Raw genomic sequence first — 23,114 nt, 5'->3', positions numbered from 1 at the left:
TATCAGTGATCTTGATCCCAAATACAATAATCTGCTTGGAAGATAGATTATCCCAACGCTTTACTCTGTAAATCAAAAGTAAAAGAGAATTTAAGGGCAATATTTGCCCATTAAACGACATCTGACTTCTTCCGGGGCGCGCAATATATGTAGGTTGAACTGAAAAAATCAATACTTTTAGTTAATCATGGCGATAATTTCTTTTTCATAGCGATAAAATACGGTTTATGAAAATAGGGAAACGTTTGTGTTGCAACATAAATTGTATGACATATTAACTGTGATGATATTTGTCGCGTGAGGGTGGTAAGAAACATTCATATAACAAATGAAATGAGTTGATGAGTAAGTGACCAAAAACGAGAAAACCCGGCAACAAACGTCACCGGGGGAGTAATGCCAGTCAGTTAAGCAACTGACTGGCTCTTTTTCGGGGCTGTGGGGTATTTCCAGGGCCTCTCCTTTACCACTCTCGGGAAGGCCCTTCCCCTTCTCGTCGGTAATTTCACAAGTTGTCCCATACTTGCAAGATCGCTCATCAGCTCCGGTATACGTCCCGGTGAAGCGCCCTGCAATGTCATCAGCATTCTCATCACCATTCCGCATGATTCTGAGAAACTCAGTTGATTCGGCCAGTAACCTTTCAGATGTTCCGCCATTTTAATCATCTGATATCTCACCAGATTATAAGCCAGTAAGACACCCCACAGTTCTTGCTCCACAAGCTCCGGCTTTTTACTTCTCAGCGTCAGCCTGCTCAGTTGCATCGTCTGTTTTATCTCCCTGTATCCCAGTTCGATTTCCCAGCGATGACTGTACAGATCCGCCATTTCTCCTCCGGGGAAGCGCATGGCGTCCGTCATCGACGTCAGCAGATGGCAGACTTTTCCTTTGCGCGTCACGGTCAGCAGGCGGGCTGTCACTTCATTTCCCAGTCCCGGCCACTTTTTTCGTGCCTGCGGGCTGGTTTTCAGCTTTACCAGATGATCGCCTTTACCCAGTTTTCTGAGCTCTTCATATTGCGCTCCCTTTCTGAGAGGTATCATCCAGTGGCGGTGTTCTCCCGCCAGGCTCCAGGCATTTAACAGTCCCAGTGAGTAATAACCTTTATCCATTAACGTCAGAGTGTTATCGCCGGTTTGTTCTATAAGTTGCTCAGCAAGCTCATTTTCGCTGTTCTTCATCGTGCCGAAGGCTGCAGCCGTCAGCAGATGGCTGGTCAGTTCCATCTGGCAGACCATTTTGACCTGCGGGTAGAGCGCCGGGTTCCCGGCATGTGTCTGGCGGGGGAAGGCTGCATCGTTCTCTGGTGTATCCGGTGTGCGCCAGAACACACCATCGATGGCCAGCAGGGTCAGGCCGCACCAGTGCGGATGCGGCGTGGCGTTATGCCAGAGCTGCGCTGTTTTCGTGAACACGCGGCGGACAGCCTCACTTCCCAGGCGCTGGCGGGCCTGAATAACGGCACTGGGGGCAACGAAGGGGCGATTGCCCGGCAGCATGATGTCCAGGCGATTCACAATCTGGTGAAGAGGTTCTTTACGCTCAAGCGCCATGCCAACAATACACCAGACCATCATTTCGAGGGGAAGACGGCGCTTGCGTAGCGTTACAGTACCTGATTCGGCAAGGCAACGAGAGATGAGTTCGGGGTCGAGGTAATCCCCCAGAGAAGTCAGTGGGTTACGCAGAGAATCGTAACGGGATACCAGATCAAGAGCCTGTCCAATGTGCATAAAAAAATCCGGAAACAAGTGAGCGTTTCCGGATTCTTACACAGCCACTGGATCGGTCAACTGATCCTTAACTGATCGGCATTACACCGGGGGAGGGGAGATTACGTGCAGATTTCGTAGCAAGGGATGTAGGCTGAGCCTGGCAACTTCATACGATGCTGGGCAACAAAACCCTGTAGCAGGTCGTCCATACGACGCATAATCTCTTTATCGCCGTTGATTTTGTAAGGACCAAACTCTTCAATGGCGCGAATACCGACTTCTTTTACGTTACCCGCCACAATACCGGAGAACGCACGGCGCAGGTCGGCAGCCAGCACTTCAACAGGTTGATCCGGGTAAAGCTTCAGATTAGCCATATTCTCGTGAGACGGCTCAAACGGCATTTGCAAATCTGGCGCAATGCGCATTGACCAGTTAAAGCTGTAGGCATCGCCTGTATCACGGCGATTTTCTTTCACCAGCGGCATCGATTTTTTCATCTGACGAGCGACTTCAGCGGCGTCATCAATGATGATGCGGTAATGGCGGCGCGCGTTTTCGCCCAGCGTATGTACGACAAACTCGTCCAGTACGCGGAAGTAGTCGGCGCTCTCTTTCGGGCCGGTGAGGATCAATGGTAAAACCTGATCTTTGTTGGCCGGGTTCATTAAAATTCCCAGCAAATACAGCAACTCTTCTGCCGTACCCACACCGCCAGGGAAGATAATGATGCCGTGAGCGATACGGACAAACGCTTCCAGACGTTTTTCGATATCCGGCATGATGATCAATTCGTTGACCAGTGGGTTAGGCGGTTCAGCGGCGATAATCGACGGCTCTGTCATACCAATAAAACGACTGTCTTTGTAACGCTGCTGCGCGTGTCCGACCGCAGCACCTTTCATCGGCGCTTCCATCGCTCCTGGACCACAGCCGGTGCAGATATTCAGCTCACGCAGGCCCAGCTGGTTCCCGACGCGACGGGCATACAAATACTCGTTTTCGTTAATTGAGTGACCGCCCCAGCAGACCACCATATTTGGCGCTTCACCCACATGCAGCGCGCGAGCGTTACGCAAGATGGAAAAGACCAGGTTAGTGATGTGGACGGAGTTGTCGAGATTCAGGTTGGGAAAACGAACGGTATTATGGATTTGCCCGTAAACGAAGAGAATGTCTCGCAGAACCGCGAACAAGTTGGCCTGCAAAGCGCGAATAATTCGCCCATCGACAAAAGCCTCTTCCGGGGGATTAATCAGTTCCAGCTTTACGCCGCGTTCACGGCGCAGGACGTTAATATCGAAATTTTCAAAACGAGACAGCAATTCTTTGCTGTTATCGGTCAAACTACCGGAGTTCAGTACGGCAAGTGAACAGTTGCGAAACAGTTGATAGAGGTCGCTGCTGGCGGTGCGTTTAAGCATATCCACTTCCAGCTGCGACAACATATCCATGGAGCCAAGCGGGCTAATATGTGTAATCAAGAAAAACTCCTTATGGGACGAATATCGTCATTCCCTTTGATTACAATAGCCCTGCCTGATGACCTTTCACAACCTTCTGCGTGAATCCAGCACGCAAAATTGAGAAAAAATTTATTGCCGAACCAGTCTTGTGGTCGATGGGACAAAATCGCTATTACTGCGCCACGGGTTAATGTCCAGACCGCCACGACGGGTATAACGTGCGTAAACGCTCAATTTCTCTGGCTGGCAGAAGCGTAACAGGTCATTAAAGATGCGTTCCACGCACTGTTCGTGGAACTCGTTGTGATGACGGAATGAGACCAGGTAACGCAGCAGTTTTTCTCTGTCAATTTGGCGTCCACGATACTGAATTTGGATCGAACCCCAATCTGGTTGATGGGTGATCAGGCAGTTTGATTTCAGCAGGTGGCTGACGAGCGTCTCTTCCACTACTTTTTCACCGCTGGTGGCATTCTCCAGATAGTCAGTAGTGAATTCATAGTTATCGATAGTGATATCCTGGTCATCAATGCAAGTGCCATTGAAATGACCTATCGGCTGGCCTTCCAGTTCATCAAGACGATATAACGCCACGCTAATCTTACCCTGAGCGCAAGTGCTTAAGTCGCGCTCCAGCGTCTGGCGCACCTCATCCCAGTTATTAAAACGCGTCTGGTTAAAACTGTTGAGATAGAGCTTAAAACTCTTCGACTCAATCAGATTTACGCTGGTGTAATCAAGTTCAACATGACCGACAGCGACCTGCGGCAAACCTTTCGCATTCAGCCAGGAAAGTTCATACAGCGTCCAGATATCCGTACCGTGAAAAGGCAGGTTATCCGCTTTCAGACCCAGCGGGTCGCGATTCAGGCTGCGTGGAACGCCTTGCAGTAGGCTGGCGTCATAGGTATCCCGGTAATCGGTTGATTTTCCAAGAGTCAGGCCCGCAAGTGCCTGATGGTTTGCATAAGAAGACATGTTTCACCGTCATAAACCAGATAAACTAAACGACAAGTGTATCTGGTTTAAGTGAAGAGAGAAATTAGTGGACGATTTGACCGCACAAGCCCTGAAAGATTTTACTGCACGCTACTGCGATGCGTGGCATGAAGAGCATAAAAGCTGGCCGTTAAGTGAGGAATTGTACGGTGTTCCTTCACCGTGCATTATTTCAACTACCGAAGATGCCGTATACTGGCAACCCCAGCCGTTTACCGGGGAACAAAATGTAAACGCGGTTGAACGCGCTTTTGATATTGTGATACAACCCACAATTCATACCTTTTATACGACTCAGTTTGCCGGGGATATGCACGCGCAGTTTGGCGATATCAAACTGACATTGCTGCAAACCTGGAGTGAAGACGACTTCCGTCGGGTGCAGGAAAATCTGATTGGTCATCTGGTGACTCAGAAAAGGCTAAAACTGCCGCCCACGCTATTTATCGCGACGCTGGAAGAAGAGTTAGAGGTCATCTCGGTGTGTAATCTCTCCGGTGAAGTGTGCAAAGAGACGCTGGGAACACGTAAACGGACGAATTTAGCCTCAAATCTTGCGGAATTCCTTAATCAACTTAAGCCTCTTCTGTAATCCAAATACCCCATCTGGTTGTGAGAGATCTCTTACAGACTCTGTAGGAGATCGCCAGGAAATAAGCGAATACTTAAAAAGATAAGAATCGTTATTTTCATTTAAAATCAAAATGTTGATTGTTAATTCTTAACTTTCATATGAAATTTTCCTTAAGGCATTGTCTGTAAGCGCCTTGTAAGACTTCGCGAAAAAGACGATTCTATCTTCGTCGACAGGGAGTCAGACAACGAAGTGAACATCAGGATGATGACACTTCTGCAGGACACACCAGGATGGTGTTTCAGGGAAAGGCTTCTGGATGAAGCGAAGAGGATGACGCAGGACGCGTTAAAGGACACCTCCAGGATGGAGAATGAGAACCGGTCAGGATGATTCGGTGGGTCAGGAAGGCCAGGGACACTTCAGGATGAAGTATCACATCGGGGTGGTGTGAGCAGGAAGCAATAGTTCAGGATGAACGATTGGCCGCAAGGCCAGAGGAAAAGTTGTCAAGGATGAGCAGGGAGCAACAAAAGTAGCTGGAATGCTGCGAAACGAACCGGGAGCACTGTGAATACAGTGCTCCCTTTTTTTATTCCTGCTATCCTTCGCGGCAGTTTTTCTTATTGAGGTTGCTTTATGACCACTCATGACCGCGTTCGTCTCCAGTTGCAGGCGCTTGAAGCGTTACTGCGTGAACATCAGCACTGGCGAAACGATGAACCCCAGCCGCATCAATTTAATAGTACCCAACCGTTCTTTATGGACACCATGGAACCACTGGAGTGGTTGCAGTGGGGGCTGATCCCGCGAATGCACGATTTGTTAAATAACAACCAGCCGTTACCGGGCGCTTTTGCTGTTGCACCCTATTATGAAATGGCGCTGGCGACGGACCATCCGCAACGCGCGCTTATTCTGGCTGAGTTGGAAAAACTGGATGCTCTTTTTGCGGATGATGCGAGCTAATGCTGGAAATACTCTATCAGGATGAATGGCTGGTTGCGGTAAATAAACCCTCCGGCTGGCTGGTTCACCGTAGCTGGCTGGATCGCGACGAGAAAGTAGTGGTCATGCAAACCGTGCGTGACCAGATAGGACAGCATGTTTTTACTGCTCATCGTCTGGACCGACCCACTTCTGGTGTGTTGTTGATGGGATTATCCAGCGAGGCCGGACGGCTGCTGGCACAACAGTTTGAACAGCACCAAATCCAGAAACGTTACCATGCGATTGTGCGCGGCTGGTTGATGGAAGAAGCGGTGTTGGATTATCCACTGGTGGAAGAACTGGACAAAATCGCTGATAAATTTGCCCGCGAAGATAAAGGCCCGCAGCCAGCAGTGACGCATTATCGCGGTCTGGCGACCGTAGAAATGCCGGTAGCGACCGGACGTTACCCGACCACGCGCTACGGCCTGGTGGAACTGGAGCCGAAAACCGGACGCAAACATCAGCTTCGACGACATCTTGCCCATTTGCGTCATCCGATTATTGGCGATAGCAAACATGGCGATTTACGCCAGAATCGCAGCGGTGCTGAGCATTTTGGCCTCCAGCGGTTAATGCTACATGCCAGTCAGTTGTCATTGACGCATCCTTTTACTGGCGAGCCGCTGACTATTCACGCGGGCCTGGACGACACCTGGATGCAGGCGTTATCACAATTTGGCTGGCGCGGTCTGCTTCCTGAAAATGAAAGGGTTGAGTTCAGTGCGCCATCGGGTCAGGATGGAGAGATAAGTTCCTAATCCAGGGAGAAAACGGTATGGCGGAAATTGGTATTTTTGTCGGCACCATGTACGGAAATTCGCTGTTAGTGGCGGAAGAAGCAGAAGCAATTCTGACCGCACAGGGCCACAAAGCAACGGTATTTGAAGATCCTGAATTAAGCGACTGGCTGCCCTATCAGGATAAGTATGTTCTGGTGGTTACGTCCACGACCGGGCAGGGCGACCTTCCTGATAGCATTGTGCCGCTCTTTCAGGGAATCAAAGATAGTCTGGGCTTCCAGCCGAATCTGCGTTATGGCGTGATTGCGCTCGGCGACAGCAGTTATGTAAATTTTTGCAATGGCGGCAAACAGTTCGATGCCTTGTTGCAGGAACAGAGCGCTCAGCGGGTTGGCGAAATGCTGTTGATTGACGCCAGTGAGAACCCGGAACCGGAAACGGAATCAAATCCGTGGGTCGAACAGTGGGGCACGCTGTTGTCCTGATATGTCAGCGAGCGGTAAATGTCGTTTTAGCGGTGCTGAATCGAATCTTTTCAGGCAAATGCCAGTAAAAACTGCTTCATAGCGCGGATTTTTACTGGCGTTTGCCTAGAGTCAAGCGATCCATTTCATACTCTTCTTTATTTCTTCGTTTTTACCCTTCCTTTCTTGTTCTTGTTTTCATTTCCGTGAAGTGGATTCCACCGTCCAGGGCTAATGCCAAAATCGGGCCTCATTGAACGCATTAATGTTGTGTTGTTGCACGGTGAGCCGCTATGGCGCGCTTTTTATACTGCTATTGCCAGATATAAACACGCGCCGTATTCGGCGAACGACCTATAAAAACGGCAAAAAACACCCTACGTCACCTCTGATTTCCTGGCGATGTCGCAGTCCAGAGTGAGCGTGGCTAACGCGAATTTTCAGGAGTGCAACAATGAGTTCTTTAAGTCAGGCTGCGAGCAGTGTGGAAAAACGCACGAATGCTCGTTACTGGATAGTGGTGATGTTGTTTATCGTCACATCCTTCAACTACGGCGACCGCGCTACGCTTTCTATTGCCGGTTCGGAAATGGCCAAAGATATCGGCCTTGATCCCGTGGGAATGGGCTATGTGTTCTCTGCCTTCTCATGGGCTTATGTTATCGGGCAGATCCCTGGTGGTTGGTTGCTGGATCGTTTTGGTTCAAAACGCGTCTACTTCTGGTCGATCTTTATCTGGTCGATCTTTATCTGGTCGATGTTTACCTTGCTGCAAGGCTTCGTCGATATCTTTAGTGGATTCGGCATTATCGTTGCCCTGTTTACTCTGCGCTTCCTGGTCGGGCTTGCTGAAGCGCCATCTTTCCCCGGCAACAGTCGCATTGTTGCGGCCTGGTTTCCGGTGCAGGAAAGGGGAACGGCGGTGTCGATTTTTAACTCCGCTCAATACTTCGCAACGGTGATCTTCGCGCCGATTATGGGCTGGCTGACGCATGAAGTGGGCTGGTCACACGTCTTCTTCTTTATGGGCGGTCTGGGCATTGTCATCAGCTTTATCTGGTTGAAAGTCATCCACGAGCCAAATCAACATCCGGGGGTAAATCAGAAAGAGCTGGAGTATATCGCCGCGGGTGGCGCGCTGATCAATATGGATCAGCAAAGCACCAAAGTTAAAGTGCCGTTCAGCGTGAAGTGGGGGCAGATCAAACAGCTGCTCGGGTCACGGATGATGATCGGCGTTTATATCGGTCAGTACTGTATCAACGCCCTGACTTACTTTTTCATTACCTGGTTTCCGGTTTATCTGGTGCAGGCGCGTGGGATGTCGATTCTGAAAGCGGGCTTTGTGGCTTCCGTTCCGGCGGTTTGCGGTTTTATCGGCGGTGTGCTGGGTGGAATTATTTCCGACTGGCTGATGCGCCGCACGGGATCGCTGAACATTGCGCGTAAAACACCGATCGTAATGGGCATGTTGCTGTCGATGGTGATGGTGTTCTGCAACTACGTCAACGTTGAGTGGATGATCATCGGCTTTATGGCGCTGGCCTTCTTCGGTAAGGGCATCGGGGCGCTGGGTTGGGCAGTAATGGCAGATACAGCGCCAAAAGAGATCAGCGGTCTTTCCGGTGGCCTGTTCAACATGTTCGGTAACATTTCTGGCATCGTCACGCCAATCGCAATTGGTTATATCGTTGGCACGACTGGCTCGTTTAATGGGGCGCTGATTTATGTTGGTGTTCATGCCCTAATCGCGGTACTGAGCTACCTGGTGCTGGTGGGCGATATCAAGCGTATCGAGCTGAAACCTGTCGCGGGGCAATAAGATGGCGACACAATCCAGTCCTGTTATTACTGATATGAAAGTCATTCCGGTCGCCGGACATGACAGCATGTTGCTCAATATTGGTGGTGCGCATAACGCATACTTCACCCGCAATATCGTGGTACTCACCGATAACGCCGGGCATACCGGCATTGGTGAAGCGCCGGGCGGAGAGGTGATTTATCAAACACTGGTCGATGCTATTCCGATGGTTCTGGGCCAGGAAGTTGCGCGCCTGAATAAAGTGGTTCAGCAGGTACATAAAGGTAATCAGGCAGCCGATTTTGATACCTTCGGCAAAGGTGCCTGGACTTTTGAATTGCGCGTTAATGCCGTGGCGGCGCTGGAAGCCGCCTTGCTTGACCTGCTAGGTAAGGCGCTGAATGTTCCGGTCTGCGAACTGTTGGGGCCAGGCAAGCAACGCGAGACTATTACCGTCCTCGGTTATCTGTTTTATATAGGTGATCGGACCAAAACCGATCTTCCTTATCTGGAAAATACGCCGGGCAACCATGAGTGGTATCAGTTGCGCCATCAGAAAGCGATGAACAGCGAAGCCGTTGTGCGTCTGGCGGAAGCCTCACAGGATCGCTATGGCTTTAAAGATTTCAAACTTAAGGGCGGGGTGTTACCTGGCGAGCAAGAAATCGACACTGTTCGTGCATTGAAGAAAAGCTTCCCGGATGCGCGGATTACCGTTGATCCCAACGGTGCATGGCTGCTTGATGAAGCCATTTCTTTATGCAAAGGGCTGAATGATGTTCTTACCTATGCCGAAGATCCATGCGGCGCAGAACAGGGCTTCTCCGGACGTGAAGTGATGGCGGAGTTTCGACGGGCGACCGGCTTGCCCGTCGCGACTAACATGATCGCCACCAACTGGCGCGAAATGGGTCATGCGGTGATGCTCAATGCGGTAGATATTCCACTTGCCGATCCGCACTTCTGGACGCTTTCCGGTGCAGTCCGCGTGGCGCAGCTTTGCGACGACTGGGGGCTGACCTGGGGCTGCCATTCCAACAACCATTTCGATATCTCTCTGGCGATATTTACCCATGTGGGCGCGGCGGCACCGGGTAATCCTACCGCTATCGATACCCACTGGATTTGGCAGGAGGGCGATTGTCGCCTGACCAAAAATCCGCTGGAGATTAAAAACGGAAAAATTGCCGTTCCTGATGCGCCCGGTCTGGGCGTGGAACTGGACTGGGAACAGGTACAAAAGGCACATGAGGCCTATAAACGTCTGCCTTGCGGTGCGCGTAACGACGCAGGTCCGATGCAGTACCTGATCCCCGGCTGGACCTTTGACCGTAAACGTCCCGTTTTCGGCCGTCATTGATTCTGAAAAAGGACATAAATATGAGTTCTCAATTTACGACGCCTGTTGTTACTGAAATGCAGGTCATCCCGGTGGCGGGTCATGACAGTATGCTGATGAATCTGAGTGGTGCACACGCACCGTTCTTCACGCGTAATATTGTGATTATCAAAGATAATTCCGGTCACACTGGCGTAGGGGAAATTCCCGGCGGCGAGAAAATCCGTAAAACGCTGGAAGATGCGATTCCGCTGGTGGTAGGTAAAACGCTGGGTGAATACAAAAACGTTCTGACGCTGGTGCGTAATACTTTTGCCGATCGTGATGCTAGTGGGCGCGGTTTGCAGACATTTGATTTGCGTACCACTATTCATGTAGTTACCGGGATAGAAGCGGCAATGCTGGATCTGCTGGGGCAGCATCTGGGGGTAAACGTGGCATCGCTGCTGGGCGATGGTCAACAGCGTAGCGAAGTCGAAATGCTCGGTTATCTGTTCTTCGTCGGTAATCGCAAAGCCACACCTCTGCCGTATCAAAGCCAGCCGGATGACTCATGCGACTGGTATCGCCTGCGTCATGAAGAAGCGATGACGCCGGATGCGGTGGTGCGCCTGGCGGAAGCGGCGTATGAAAAATATGGCTTCAACGATTTCAAACTGAAAGGCGGTGTACTGGCCGGGGAAGAAGAAGCCGAGTCTATTGTGGCACTGGCGCAACGCTTCCCGCAGGCGCGTATTACGCTCGATCCTAACGGTGCCTGGTCGCTGAACGAAGCAATTAAAATTGGTAAATACCTGAAAGGTTCGCTGGCTTATGCAGAAGATCCGTGTGGTGCGGAGCAAGGTTTCTCCGGGCGTGAAGTGATGGCAGAGTTCCGTCGCGCGACTGGCCTGCCGACTGCAACCAATATGATCGCCACCGACTGGCGGCAGATGGGCCATACGCTCTCGTTACAATCCGTTGATATCCCGCTGGCGGATCCGCATTTCTGGACTATGCAAGGTTCGGTACGTGTGGCGCAAATGTGCCATGAATTTGGCCTGACCTGGGGTTCACACTCAAACAACCACTTCGATATTTCCCTGGCGATGTTTACCCATGTTGCCGCCGCTGCACCGGGTAAAATTACTGCTATTGATACGCACTGGATCTGGCAGGAAGGTAATCAGCGCCTGACCAAAGAACCGTTTGAGATCAAAGGCGGGCTGGTACAGGTGCCAGAAAAACCGGGGCTGGGTGTAGAAATCGATATGGATCAAGTGATGAAAGCCCATGAGCTGTATCAGAAACACGGGCTTGGCGCGCGTGACGATGCGATGGGAATGCAGTATCTGATTCCTGGCTGGACGTTCGATAACAAGCGCCCGTGCATGGTGCGTTAAGACAGAAAACCAAAACCGGCTCTATCTGGAGCCGGTTTGAGACTGATGCTAAACGCAAAATAGCCTGTTGTGCTATGTATCAGGTCTACATCATTTTTTAATTCATTGAATTTAATTGGTTTTGTAGGCCGGATAAGGCGTTAACGCCGCATCCGGCATAAACACAGGCACTTTGTCACCAATCTGAAACCAGCGTCATAAAAAGCCGATTGCTACTCGACAAGACGTCCGTTACCCGAGAATTTTGCTGGCTTCGCGCGCGACATTATCCATCTCGTCCAACAGTTCCAGCAGCTCCGGCTCCAAATCTTCTTCTTTAGTACCGCTACGTAGCTGTTGTTCGATCAGCTGGCAGAGATTCTTCATACGTGGTACGCCGCTATAGCCGCAACTGCCATGCAGTTTATGAATCAAATCAACCAGGCCTTCCGGGTTTTCTCCAGCCAGCTGTTCCTCAACTTTGTTGCGAACTTCAGGCAGGAAATCGAGTAACATTTGCAGCATATCGCGCGCTAAATCGGTTTTTCCTGCTGCCTGGCGTAGTGCCAGTTGCCAGTCGAGGGTCGCATTCGGGTTCACCACAATTTCGTTGACTTCGGGCGTCACGACGCGAGACGAAATACCGCTGCCAGGCTTGTAGCGCAACAACAAATTATGCAATCGCTCTTCTTCAATCGGTTTCGCCAGATAATCGCTCATCCCTGCGCCAAGCAGCTTCTCTTTTTGCCCGGCCATTGCATGCGCCGTTACCGCGATAACCGGCGTTTGTCGCTGATGCGGGAGTTGGTGGATGAGTTCGCAGGCCCGAATGCCATCCATGTCCGGCATTTGAATATCCATTAAGATCAAATCGAACGGCATCTGTTTCGCCCGTTCAACTGCCTGATGCCCGCTATCGCAAAGTTCCACATGTTGCACCATATCTTCCAGCAATGCGCCGATAAGTTTCAGGTTAGCGGGGTTGTCATCAACCGCCATGACTGTCATTGCCAGCTTACTTTCATCGGTTACAGGCAAAAGCGTGTTTTGTTTGTGATGACAAAATTCCGTCAGGGCAGGCAACAGGCGCGTAGGTGTTAATGGTTTCAGCAGACACGCGCCGATACCATCTTGCTTGAGTTTTTCAGCATTAACTTGTGCATGGCAAGGAAGTGCCAGCATCAGGAAATCGGTCATCGATACCGCTTTCGCTAATCGCTCATGTTGCATTGTTAGCGGCTCGCGGAAGGTCACCGCGATGCCTAACAACATCATGTCGTAATGCGCGGGAGGCAGCGCGGAGAACGTTGGGCTATAAACCACTTCCAGCGGCGTTTCACTTAAAATATCCAGCGTGCATTGCGCTGCTGCGGAGTTTGGTTCGACATAGGCCAGGCGCTTACCTGCGAGGCACTGGATGGATGGCCCTTCGATAATAATGTTCGGGTTCAGATCGAGATTAATGTGGAACCAGAAAGTTGAACCGCGATTCGGCTGGCTATGGAACGAAATATCGCCGCCCATTTCATTAACCAGTTTTTGTGTAATCACCAGCCCCAGCCCGGTGCCACCATGACGGCGGGAAATACTGGCATCAGCCTGTCGGAAGGCCTGGAATAAGCGCGATTGATCGCGTTCAGGAATACCAATGCCGGTATCCCGAATCTGCACTTCAATCTGCACTTTGGTATTACTCAGCGCACGTTTTTCTACCAGAATATCAATGTTGCCATTCTCGGTGAATTTAATTGCATTCCCCACCAGGTTAGTGATGATTTGCTGTAATCGCAGTGGGTCGCCGATCACGTTATCAGGCACGTCGCTTTTAATATTGAGCGTCAGTTCCAACCCTTTATCGTGAGAAGAATGTGCCAGCAGAGTAACGACTTCATCCAGCGTGCTGCGTAGTGGGAATGGAATACTTTCCAGAATCAGCTTACCTGCTTCCAGTTTCGAGAAGTCGAGAACATCATTAATAATTGCCAGCAAATTATTTGCCGAACGTTCAATCGTATTCAGGTGATCGCGCTGCGTTGGTGTTAATTCTGTTTTCAGCGTCAGGCGGGTAAAGCCAATAACACCATTCAGTGGTGTACGCAGCTCGTGTGACATATTTGCCAGAAACTCGGATTTAATACGCGCCGCTTCCTGGGCGCGCTTTTTCGCCAGATCCAACTCAACGTTCTGAATTTCCATCTGCTCCAGCGTTTCACGCAGATCGGACGTCGCCTGGTCGATATTGTGCTGCATCTCTTCGTGATAAGCAGCCAGCGACATTGCCATCGAGTTGATACCGTTTTTCAGCATATCCAGCTCGCCGAGCATAAATCCTTCCACCCGGCTGTCGAGTTGCCCGCGACGGATGCGGTCGACGGTATTCACCATGTTGCGAATCGGACCGGTTACATCGCGCATTAAGCGCCAGCCAAAAATAAGCGCAATACCGATACAAAACAGCATCATCACGCAGGAAATAAAGATCTCTTTATATTGCTGCAAGCGAACCGATTTAAGATCCAGCTCAAGCGCAATATATCCCAACATATTTTGACTATTTTTGGCATCGCTACTGGGCGATTCGTCGGGGGAGTAACTCTCAGAAATAATCGGCGTGCGGAGGATCATAATATCGCCGTCACGAGTGACAGTGAGCTGGCGAGGAAACGGCACGTTGCTGCCGAGCTGCATTGATGAGGGATCAAGATGAAAATTGGAGGTGACAAAGAGTCGGTTATTTTCATCATAAACCGAAATCGCGCGAACAATATCGGAATGGCGACGATGCAGTACGCTTATTAACTGACCGATAGATTCGCGATTTTGCAGGCTCATGCCATATTCAGTAGAAACTGCAAGCGGCTCAATAATGCTAGCACCGGCATCTTCCAGTTGACGCTGCAAGTCGTTATAGCGATGCACGACGAAAAAGATACTCAGCAATAAACCAATAAGGACGGTCGGTGCCAGGATCAGAATCATCATGCGTGCGCGCAGGCTGTAGTTGGTCATGGAGTTCCGTTATGGGACAATTAAGGTCACACTGTTAAATTGAGAAAGTCTCGCCAATGGCGCAATTCTACTCTGCAAAACGACGCACGACGACGCGTCAGATCATAACCGTTTCAGTCAACGACCTCGACTCTTTTGGTCAGGGCGTGGCGCGACATAACGGCAAAACGTTATTTATCCCCGGATTATTGCCGCAGGAAAACGCGGAAGTTGCTGTTACTGAAGATAAAAAACAGTATGCCCGCGCTAAAGTCGTACGCCGGTTAAGCGATAGCCCGGAACGCGAAACGCCACGCTGTCCTCATTTTGGCGTATGCGGCGGCTGTCAGCAACAACACGCTAGCGTGGATTTACAGCAGCGAAGCAAAAGTGCGGCACTCGCCCGATTAATGAAACACGATGTCTCTGAAGTGATCGCCGATGTTCCCTGGGGCTATCGCCGCCGCGCGCGTTTAAGTCTGAACTACTTACCGAAAACACAGCAACTTCAGATGGGGTTTCGCAAAGCGGGCTCCAGTGACATTGTCGACGTCAAACAATGCCCCATTTTAGCGCCCCAACTTGAAGCATTGCTGCCCAAAGTCAGGGCATGTCTGGGCAGCTTACAAGCTATGCGCCATCTTGGTCATGTTGAACTGGTACAGGCAACCAGCGGCACGCTGATGATTTTGCGCCATACCGCACCGCTAAGTTCGGCAGATCGCGAAAAACTGGAACGCTTTTCGCATTCTGAAGGCCTGGATCTGTATCTCGCCCCCGATAGTGAGATACTCGAAACCGTCTCTGGTGAGATGCCCTGGTATGACTCAAACGGGTTGCGCTTAACTTTTAGCCCGCGCGATTTTATTCAGGTCAATGCGGGTGTGAACCAAAAAATGGTAGCGCGTGCGTTGGAATGGCTGGATGTGCAACCTGAAGATCGCGTACTGGATCTGTTCTGCGGTATGGGCAACTTTACACTGCCATTGGCGACACAAGCTGCCAGTGTGGTCGGTGTAGAAGGTGTTCCTGCGCTGGTGGAAAAAGGCCAGCAGAATGCGCGTCTTAATGGCTTACAGAATGTGACGTTTTATCACGAAAATCTTGAAGAAGATGTCACAAAGCAGCCGTGGGCGAAAAACGGCTTCGATAAAGTGTTGCTGGACCCGGCGCGAGCAGGTGCCGCAGGTGTTATGCAGCAAATTATAAAACTGGAACCTATTCGTATAGTTTATGTATCCTGTAACCCTGCAACGCTGGCTCGGGATAGCGAAGCGTTATTAAAAGCAGGATATACCATTGCGCGACTGGCGATGCTGGATATGTTCCCACACACGGGACATCTGGAATCGATGGTACTTTTCTCGCGCGTTAAATAGTTACGATTTGCCGATTTCGGCAGGTCTGGTCCCTAAAGGAGAGGACGATGGTTGCGGTAAGAAGTGCACATATCAATAAGGCTGGTGAATTTGATCCGGAAAAATGGATCGCAAGTCTGGGTATTACCAGCCAGAAGTCGTGTGAGTGCTTAGCCGAAACCTGGGCGTATTGTCTGCAACAGACGCAGGGGCATCCGGATGCCAGTCTGTTATTGTGGCGTGGTGTTGAGATGGTGGAGATCCTCTCGACATTAAGTATGGACATTGACACGCTGCGGGCGGCGCTGCTGTTCCCTCTGGCTGATGCCAACGTAGTCAGCGAAGATGTGCTGCGTGAGAGCGTCGGTAAGTCGGTTGTTAACCTTATTCACGGCGTGCGTGATATGGCGGCGATCCGCCAGCTGAAAGCGACGCACACTGATTCTGTTTCCTCCGAACAGGTCGATAACGTTCGCCGGATGTTATTGGCGATGGTCGATGATTTTCGCTGCGTAGTCATCAAACTGGCGGAGCGTATTGCTCATCTGCGCGAAGTAAAAGATGCGCCGGAAGATGAACGTGTACTGGCGGCAAAAGAGTGCACCAATATCTACGCGCCGTTGGCGAACCGTCTTGGGATTGGGCAACTGAAATGGGAGCTGGAAGATTACTGCTTCCGTTATCTCCACCCGACCGAATACAAACGCATCGCAAAACTGCTGCATGAACGCCGTCTCGACCGCGAACACTATATCGAAGAGTTTGTCGGCCATCTGCGCGCTGAGATGAAAGCTGAAGGCGTTAAAGCTGAAGTGTATGGTCGTCCGAAACACATCTACAGCATCTGGCGCAAAATGCAGAAAAAGAACCTCGCCTTCGATGAGCTGTTTGATGTGCGTGCGGTACGTATTGTCGCCGAGCGTTTACAGGATTGTTATGCCGCACTGGGGATAGTGCACACTCACTATCGCCACCTGCCGGATGAGTTTGACGATTACGTCGCTAACCCGAAACCAAACGGTTATCAGTCTATTCATACCGTGGTTCTGGGGCCGGGTGGAAAAACCGTTGAGATCCAAATCCGCACCAAACAGATGCATGAAGATGCGGAGTTGGGTGTTGCTGCGCACTGGAAATATAAAGAGGGCGCGGCAGCTGGCGGCGCACGTTCGGGACATGAAGACCGGATTGCCTGGCTGCGTAAACTGATTGCGTGGCAGGAAGAGATGGCTGATTCCGGCGAAATGCTCGACGAAGTACGTAGTCAGGTGTTTGACGACCGGGTGTATGTCTTTACGCCGAAAGGTGATGTCGTTGATTTGCCTGCGGGATCAACGCCGCTGGACTTCGCTTACCACATCCACAGTGATGTCGGACACCGCTGCATCGGGGCAAAAATTGGCGGGCGCATTGTGCCGTTCACCTACCAGCTGCAAATGGGCGACCAGATTGAAATTATCACCCAGAAACAGCCGAACCCCAGCCGTGACTGGTTAAACCCAAACCTCGGTTACGTCACAACCAGCCGTGGGCGTTCGAAAATTCACGCCTGGTTCCGTAAACAGGACCGTGACAAAAACATTCTGGCTGGGCGGCAAATCCTTGACGACGAGCTGGAACATCTGGGGATCAGCCTGAAAGAAGCAGAAAAACATCTGCTGCCGCGTTACAACTTCAATGATGTCGACGAGTTGCTGGCGGCGATTGGTGGCGGGGATATCCGTCTCAATCAGATGGTGAACTTCCTGCAATCGCAATTTAATAAGCCGAGTGCCGAAGAGCAGGACGCCGCCGCGCTGAAACAGCTTCAGCAAAAAAGCTACACACCGCAAAACCGCAGTAAAGATAACGGTCGTGTGGTGGTTGAAGGTGTTGGTAACCTGATGCACCACATCGCGCGCTGCTGCCAGCCGATTCCTGGAGATGAGATTGTCGGCTTCATTACCCAGGGACGCGGTATTTCAGTACACCGCGCCGATTGCGAACAACTGGCGGAACTGCGCTCCCATGCGCCAGAACGCATTGTTGACGCGGTATGGGGTGAGAGCTACTCCGCCGGATATTCGCTGGTGGTCCGCGTGGTGGCTAATGATCGTAGTGGGTTGTTACGTGATATCACGACCATTCTCGCCAACGAGAAGGTGAACGTGCTTGGCGTTGCCAGCCGTAGCGACACCAAACAGCAACTGGCGACCATCGACATGACCATTGAGATTTACAACCTGCAAGTGCTGGGGCGCGTGCTGGGTAAACTCAACCAGGTGCCGGATGTTATCGACGCGCGTCGGTTGCACGGGAGTTAGTCTTACATAGCTGGATATGGCGTCAGCCGTATCCAGCGATATCTTTTACTCGAAGGTATTACACCTGACAGACCCGCAATTTTCAGGACAATTCAATGAATCAAATCGACCGTTTGCTCACTATTATGCAGCGCCTGCGCGATCCGGAAAACGGCTGCCCGTGGGATAAAGAGCAGACATTTGCCACCATTGCGCCTTACACCCTTGAAGAAACCTACGAAGTGCTGGACGCCATCGCCCGTGAAGATTTTGACGATCTTCGCGGTGAACTGGGCGATCTGCTATTCCAGGTGGTGTTTTACGCGCAAATGGCTCAGGAAGAAGGGCGCTTTGACTTTAATGATATTTGCGCTGCTATTAGCGATAAATTAGAGCGTCGCCATCCGCATGTTTTTGCTGATAGTTCTGCCGAAAACAGTAGTGAAGTGCTTGCCCGTTGGGAGCAAATCAAAACCGAAGAGCGCGCGCAGAAAGCGCAGCATTCGGCGCTGGACGATATTCCTCGTAGTTTACCGGCTTTAATGCGGGCGCAAAAAATCCAGAAACGTTGCGCCAACGTTGGCTTCGACTGGACGACGCTTGGCCCGGTGGTTGATAAAGTCTACGAAGAGATCGACGAGGTGATGTACGAGGCGCGGCAGGCTGTTGTCGACCAGGCTAAACTGGAGGAGGAAATGGGGGACCTGCTGTTTGCCACGGTTAATCTGGCTCGCCATTTAGGGACGAAAGCAGAAATCGCATTGCAAAAAGTGAACGAAAAATTCGAGCGTCGTTTTCGCGAAGTGGAGCGTATTGTTGCCGCGCGTGGACTGGAAATGACAGGTGTTGACCTCGAAACAATGGAAGAAGTCTGGCAACAGGTAAAACGGCAGGAAATTGATCTCTAAGGGAATTACGCGGTCAAGCGCCATTTGTGTCATTTTTTAAATGACAAGCGCTTGATTTGCGTCAAAAACATTTACCCCAAAGGGGCTATTTTCTCACTCCTGATTTCAATAGTGCGCTGGCGAAGAGGAGGGATAATGAAAGTTTGTGGCACAGGTCATGTTCGGGTATACTGCTTTCCCGTCTTGGTTATTCCATCGTCTTTTCAACCTAACTTCTCAGGTTCAGCATGACAACGAACTATATTTTTGTGACCGGCGGGGTCGTATCCTCTCTGGGTAAAGGCATTGCCGCAGCCTCCCTCGCAGCCATTCTTGAAGCCCGTGGCCTCAATGTGACCATCATGAAACTGGATCCTTACATCAACGTCGATCCAGGTACTATGAGCCCAATCCAACACGGGGAAGTGTTCGTTACTGAAGACGGCGCTGAAACCGACTTGGACCTGGGGCACTACGAGCGTTTCATTCGTACCAAAATGAGCCGCCGCAACAACTTCACCACGGGTCGTATCTACTCTGACGTTCTGCGTAAAGAACGCCGCGGTGACTACCTCGGCGCAACCGTGCAGGTTATTCCGCACATCACTAACGCAATCAAAGAGCGCGTGCTGGAAGGTGGCGAAGGTCATGACGTAGTACTGGTAGAAATCGGCGGTACAGTAGGTGATATCGAATCCTTGCCGTTCCTCGAAGCTATTCGCCAGATGGCTGTTGAAATTGGCCGTGAGCACACTCTGTTTATGCACCTGACGCTGGTGCCGTACATGGCAGCGTCTGGTGAAGTCAAAACCAAACCGACTCAGCACTCTGTAAAAGAGCTGCTCTCCATCGGTATCCAGCCTGACATCCTGATTTGTCGTTCAGATCGCGCTGTACCGGCGAACGAACGTGCGAAGATTGCATTGTTCTGTAATGTTCCGGAAAAAGCGGTTATTTCTCTGAAAGACGTCGATTCCATCTATAAAATTCCGGGCCTGTTGAAATCTCAGGGGCTGGACGATTATATTTGTAAACGATTCAGCTTAAACTGCCCGGAAGCAAATCTGTCCGAATGGGAACAGGTTATCTTCGAAGAAGCGAATCCGGTAAGTGAAGTCACCATCGGTATGGTCGGCAAGTACATTGAACTGCCGGATGCTTATAAATCAGTGATCGAAGCACTGAAACACGGTGGGCTGAAGAATCGTGTCAGCGTCAACATCAAACTGATCGATTCACAAGATGTTGAAACGCGCGGCGTTGAAATCCTTAAAGGTCTGGACGCAATCCTCGTACCTGGCGGTTTCGGCTATCGTGGCGTAGAAGGCATGATTACGACCGCGCGTTTTGCGCGTGAGAACAATATTCCTTATCTGGGCATTTGCCTGGGTATGCAGGTGGCGTTAATTGATTACGCTCGCCATGTTGCCAACATGGAGAACGCCAACTCTACAGAATTTGTGCCAGACTGTAAGTACCCGGTTGTGGCGCTGATTACCGAGTGGCGCGATGAAAACGGCAACGTTGAAGTTCGTAGCGAGAAGAGCGATCTCGGCGGTACCATGCGTCTCGGCGCACAGCAGTGCCAGTTGGTTGACGATAGCCTGGTTCGCCAGCTATACAATGCGCCGACAATTGTTGAGCGTCATCGTCACCGTTACGAAGTCAACAACATGCTGTTGAAACAGATTGAAGATGCAGGTCTGCGCGTTGCGGGCCGTTCCGGGGATGATCAGTTGGTCGAGATCATCGAAGTTCCGAATCACCCGTGGTTCGTGGCTTGCCAGTTCCATCCGGAGTTTACTTCTACTCCACGTGATGGTCACCCGCTGTTTGCAGGCTTTGTGAAAGCCGCCAGCGAGTTCCAGAAACGTCAGGCGAAGTAAGTAAAAAAGTTAGAACGGCAACGCGTACCTTGGGTACGCGTTGTTTGTCTGGAGTTTCAGTTTAACTAGTGACTTGAGGAAAACCTAATGTCCAAAATCGTAAAAATCATCGGTCGTGAAATCATCGACTCCCGTGGTAACCCGACTGTTGAAGCCGAAGTACATCTGGAGGGTGGTTTCGTCGGTATGGCAGCTGCTCCGTCAGGTGCTTCTACTGGTTCCCGTGAAGCTCTGGAACTGCGCGATGGCGACAAATCCCGTTTCCTGGGTAAAGGCGTAACCAAAGCTGTTGCTGCGGTAAACGGCCCGATCGCTCAGGCGCTGATTGGCAAAGATGCTAAAGATCAGGCTGGCATTGACAAGATCATGATCGACCTGGACGGCACCGAAAACAAATCCAAATTCGGCGCGAACGCAATCCTGGCTGTATCTCTGGCTAACGCCAAAGCTGCTGCAGCTGCTAAAGGTATGCCGCTGTACGAGCACATCGCTGAACTGAACGGTACTCCGGGCAAATACTCCATGCCGGTTCCGATGATGAACATCATCAACGGTGGTGAGCACGCTGACAACAACGTTGATATCCAGGAATTCATGATTCAGCCGGTTGGCGCGAAAACTGTGAAAGAAGCCATCCGCATGGGTTCTGAAGTTTTCCATCACCTGGCAAAAGTTCTGAAAGCGAAAGGCATGAACACTGCTGTTGGTGACGAAGGTGGCTATGCGCCGAACCTGGGTTCCAACGCTGAAGCTCTGGCTGTTATCGCTGAAGCTGTTAAAGCTGCTGGTTATGAACTGGGCAAAGACATCACTCTGGCGATGGACTGCGCAGCTTCTGAATTCTACAAAGATGGTAAATACGTTCTGGCTGGCGAAGGCAACAAAGCGTTCACCTCTGAAGAATTCACTCACTTCCTGGAAGAACTGACCAAACAGTACCCGATCGTTTCTATCGAAGACGGTCTGGACGAATCTGACTGGGACGGTTTCGCATACCAGACCAAAGTTCTGGGCGACAAAATCCAGCTGGTTGGTGACGACCTGTTCGTAACCAACACCAAGATCCTGAAAGAAGGTATCGAAAAAGGTATCGCTAACTCCATCCTGATCAAATTCAACCAGATCGGTTCTCTGACCGAAACTCTGGCTGCAATCAAGATGGCGAAAGATGCTGGCTACACTGCAGTTATCTCTCACCGTTCTGGTGAAACTGAAGATGCTACCATCGCTGATCTGGCTGTTGGTACTGCTGCAGGCCAGATCAAAACTGGTTCTATGAGCCGTTCTGACCGTGTTGCTAAATACAACCAGCTGATTCGTATCGAAGAAGCTCTGGGCGAAAAAGCACCGTACAACGGTCGTAAAGAGATCAAAGGCCAGGCATAAGTCTGACTTTATCTGATTTGATAATGCCAGCCTTCGGGCTGGCATTTTTTATGGTGGAGTTACCAGCGGCCGGATGCGCCGCCACTTGAGCCTCCAGCGGAACCGCTGTTGTCTGAATGATAACTTCTACCAGATGCTCTTTTCTGAAGTACACATAAACAGGTAAAGACCATAAATATGGTGAAAGTAAAAAAGAAGGAAAATACAGCAATGGAAAAAGTTTTATCGGAGAACAGGAATAAATCTAAAAGATGGATTGCTGAAATACAGACTCCACTTTTACATGCGCGACAAAAATTACTGCCTTGATGAAAAAACCAGAAAGGGAAGAACATCACTGCAAATACCCAAAAAATAGCAAAGTAATAATGATCAGTGGAAGACGTTGATTCACTTTCTGAAGGATTAGCCGGATATTGGTGTTGTGAAGTGAGTTGGTTATTCAAAGCGATTATAGCTAACTCTAATCCCTTAGCTAATTTTTGTTGTTTAAATGCGGGTATCATGTTGCTACGGATGATATCTCCAGCCAGAGCATCGGTTACCTTTTCTTCCAGCCCATAACCTACCTGGATGCGGACAGTGCGATCCGACCAGGCAACAACGATCAGTATCCCATCATTACGTTTGGCATCTCCTAAACGCCAATTGTCAAAAACTCTTGTAGCATATTGTTCAATTGTCTCATCTTTGGTTGTGGAAACAATTAATACAGCAATTTGCACTTGGGTATTATTGAAAATAGATTCTAACTTGTGCGTCAGTTCTTTCTTTTCTTGTGAGTTTAAGCTACTCGTAAGACCCGTAACTTGTTGCTGTAATTGTGGGACAATAGTTGGTTGGGCTGCAACAAAGGGTAATGACTCCAA

16 protein-coding genes, 1 other RNA gene, 1 pseudogene and 2 other annotated features (1 of these 20 cut by a window edge) are annotated in these 23,114 nt (G+C 50.4%); of the genes and pseudogenes, 13 read left to right on the top strand and 5 right to left on the bottom strand.

Features of this window, described 5'->3' with window-relative positions; translation table 11 throughout:
* Positions 1 to 393 precede the first annotated feature (393 nt).
* Positions 394 to 1,821, bottom strand: a mobile genetic element.
* From SF2809 to queF, 3 genes are all read right to left on the bottom strand, one after another.
* A complete protein-coding gene (locus SF2809) occupies positions 408 to 1,754 on the bottom strand; it encodes an insertion sequence IS4 transposase InsG (protein NP_708590.1) in 1,347 nt (448 codons plus the stop codon). Its footprint overlaps the feature before it by 1,347 nt.
* Before the next feature lie 16 nt (positions 1,822 to 1,837).
* Complete coding sequence (ygdH, locus tag SF2808) at positions 1,838 to 3,202, bottom strand: hypothetical protein (RefSeq protein NP_708589.1); 1,365 nt, start codon at positions 3,200 to 3,202, stop codon at positions 1,838 to 1,840.
* Positions 3,203 to 3,313: 111 nt separating this feature from the next.
* Positions 3,314 to 4,162, bottom strand: a complete 849-nt coding sequence (gene queF, locus SF2807; RefSeq protein NP_708588.1) for a 7-cyano-7-deazaguanine reductase — start codon at positions 4,160 to 4,162, stop codon at positions 3,314 to 3,316.
* 67 nt (positions 4,163 to 4,229) lie between these two features.
* On the opposite strand from queF, the gene syd reads away from it, so the two are divergent.
* The 8 genes from syd to ygcX all read left to right on the top strand — a co-directional run bounded on the left by syd (position 4,230) and on the right by ygcX (position 11,479).
* Positions 4,230 to 4,775, top strand: coding sequence for a SecY interacting protein Syd (gene syd, locus SF2806; protein ID NP_708587.1), 546 nt, complete (start codon positions 4,230 to 4,232; stop codon positions 4,773 to 4,775).
* A gap of 210 nt (positions 4,776 to 4,985) precedes the next feature.
* Positions 4,986 to 5,354, top strand: a non-coding RNA gene (csrB, locus tag SF4558) — CsrB RNA; inhibitor of CsrA.
* A 42-nt stretch (positions 5,355 to 5,396) separates the two neighbouring features.
* Positions 5,397 to 5,726, top strand: a complete 330-nt coding sequence (locus SF2805) for a hypothetical protein (protein ID NP_708586.1) — start codon at positions 5,397 to 5,399, stop codon at positions 5,724 to 5,726.
* On the top strand, positions 5,726 to 6,508 hold the full coding sequence (gene yqcB, locus SF2804) for a tRNA pseudouridine synthase C (protein ID NP_708585.1): 783 nt from the start codon (positions 5,726 to 5,728) through the stop codon (positions 6,506 to 6,508). The genes SF2805 and yqcB overlap by 1 nt, the downstream gene beginning before the upstream one ends.
* 17 nt (positions 6,509 to 6,525) lie before the next feature.
* Positions 6,526 to 6,975 (top strand): flavodoxin, encoded by a 450-nt coding sequence (locus SF2803; protein NP_708584.1) that lies wholly within the window; start codon positions 6,526 to 6,528, stop codon positions 6,973 to 6,975.
* 433 nt (positions 6,976 to 7,408) lie between these two features.
* On the top strand, positions 7,409 to 8,776 hold the full coding sequence (locus tag SF2802; RefSeq protein NP_708583.1) for a transporter: 1,368 nt from the start codon (positions 7,409 to 7,411) through the stop codon (positions 8,774 to 8,776).
* A gap of 1 nt (position 8,777) precedes the next feature.
* Entirely contained in the window at positions 8,778 to 10,118 is a 1,341-nt protein-coding gene (gene ygcY / locus SF2801) for a glucarate dehydratase (protein ID NP_708582.2), read from the top strand.
* Between the two features lie 20 nt (positions 10,119 to 10,138).
* The gene (ygcX, locus tag SF2800; RefSeq protein NP_708581.1) at positions 10,139 to 11,479 is read left to right on the top strand and encodes a glucarate dehydratase; all 1,341 of its coding nucleotides are present in this window, start codon (positions 10,139 to 10,141) and stop codon (positions 11,477 to 11,479) included.
* Positions 11,480 to 11,710: 231 nt separating this feature from the next.
* Here ygcX and barA read toward each other — a convergent pair whose 3' ends face one another.
* Positions 11,711 to 14,467 carry a hybrid sensory histidine kinase BarA gene (gene barA / locus SF2799; protein NP_708580.1) on the bottom strand — a complete coding sequence of 919 codons (2,757 nt, stop codon included), beginning with the start codon at positions 14,465 to 14,467 and terminating at the stop codon, positions 11,711 to 11,713.
* 56 nt (positions 14,468 to 14,523) lie between these two features.
* Between barA and rumA the strand changes: the two genes are divergently transcribed.
* The 5 genes from rumA to eno all read left to right on the top strand — a co-directional run bounded on the left by rumA (position 14,524) and on the right by eno (position 22,245).
* Positions 14,524 to 15,825, top strand: coding sequence for a 23S rRNA (uracil(1939)-C(5))-methyltransferase RlmD (gene rumA / locus SF2798; RefSeq protein ID NP_708579.1), 1,302 nt, complete (start codon positions 14,524 to 14,526; stop codon positions 15,823 to 15,825).
* A 47-nt stretch (positions 15,826 to 15,872) separates the two neighbouring features.
* A complete protein-coding gene (gene relA / locus SF2797; protein ID NP_708578.1) occupies positions 15,873 to 18,107 on the top strand; it encodes a (p)ppGpp synthetase I/GTP pyrophosphokinase in 2,235 nt (744 codons plus the stop codon).
* A 95-nt stretch (positions 18,108 to 18,202) separates the two neighbouring features.
* Positions 18,203 to 18,994: a nucleoside triphosphate pyrophosphohydrolase gene (gene mazG / locus SF2796; RefSeq protein NP_708577.1), complete on the top strand. Its 792-nt coding sequence runs from the start codon at positions 18,203 to 18,205 to the stop codon at positions 18,992 to 18,994.
* Positions 18,995 to 19,221: 227 nt separating this feature from the next.
* The gene (pyrG, locus tag SF2795; protein NP_708576.1) at positions 19,222 to 20,859 is read left to right on the top strand and encodes a CTP synthetase; all 1,638 of its coding nucleotides are present in this window, start codon (positions 19,222 to 19,224) and stop codon (positions 20,857 to 20,859) included.
* Between the two features lie 87 nt (positions 20,860 to 20,946).
* Positions 20,947 to 22,245 (top strand): enolase, encoded by a 1,299-nt coding sequence (gene eno / locus SF2794; protein ID NP_708575.1) that lies wholly within the window; start codon positions 20,947 to 20,949, stop codon positions 22,243 to 22,245.
* On the opposite strand, the pseudogene ygcG reads toward eno, so the two are convergent.
* Positions 22,229 to 23,114: pseudogene (gene ygcG, locus SF2793) on the bottom strand. The gene eno and the pseudogene ygcG overlap by 17 nt on opposite strands.
* Positions 23,101 to 23,114, bottom strand: a mobile genetic element (it continues 754 nt past the right edge of the window). It overlaps the preceding pseudogene by 14 nt.

It is taken from the genome of Shigella flexneri 2a str. 301 (assembly GCF_000006925.2).
Lineage (GTDB): Bacteria > Pseudomonadota > Gammaproteobacteria > Enterobacterales > Enterobacteriaceae > ECMA0423.
The sequence above is the reverse complement of the archived record's forward strand: the minus strand, read 5'-3'. Positions and strand labels throughout refer to the sequence as shown.

Excerpts from the sequence above, each read along its gene's own strand:
- queF (NP_708588.1), bottom strand. The coding sequence starts at position 4,162 with ATGTCTTCTTATGCAAACCATCAGGCACTTGCGGGCCTGACTCTTGGA.
- SF2805 (NP_708586.1), top strand. The coding sequence starts at position 5,397 with ATGACCACTCATGACCGCGTTCGTCTCCAGTTGCAGGCGCTTGAAGCG.
- yqcB (NP_708585.1), top strand. The coding sequence starts at position 5,726 with ATGCTGGAAATACTCTATCAGGATGAATGGCTGGTTGCGGTAAATAAA.
- SF2803 (NP_708584.1), top strand. The coding sequence starts at position 6,526 with ATGGCGGAAATTGGTATTTTTGTCGGCACCATGTACGGAAATTCGCTG.
- SF2802 (NP_708583.1), top strand. The coding sequence starts at position 7,409 with ATGAGTTCTTTAAGTCAGGCTGCGAGCAGTGTGGAAAAACGCACGAAT.
- ygcY (NP_708582.2), top strand. The coding sequence starts at position 8,778 with ATGGCGACACAATCCAGTCCTGTTATTACTGATATGAAAGTCATTCCG.
- ygcX (NP_708581.1), top strand. The coding sequence starts at position 10,139 with ATGAGTTCTCAATTTACGACGCCTGTTGTTACTGAAATGCAGGTCATC.
- barA (NP_708580.1), bottom strand. The coding sequence starts at position 14,467 with ATGACCAACTACAGCCTGCGCGCACGCATGATGATTCTGATCCTGGCA.
- rumA (NP_708579.1), top strand. The coding sequence starts at position 14,524 with ATGGCGCAATTCTACTCTGCAAAACGACGCACGACGACGCGTCAGATC.
- relA (NP_708578.1), top strand. The coding sequence starts at position 15,873 with ATGGTTGCGGTAAGAAGTGCACATATCAATAAGGCTGGTGAATTTGAT.
- mazG (NP_708577.1), top strand. The coding sequence starts at position 18,203 with ATGAATCAAATCGACCGTTTGCTCACTATTATGCAGCGCCTGCGCGAT.
- pyrG (NP_708576.1), top strand. The coding sequence starts at position 19,222 with ATGACAACGAACTATATTTTTGTGACCGGCGGGGTCGTATCCTCTCTG.
- eno (NP_708575.1), top strand. The coding sequence starts at position 20,947 with ATGTCCAAAATCGTAAAAATCATCGGTCGTGAAATCATCGACTCCCGT.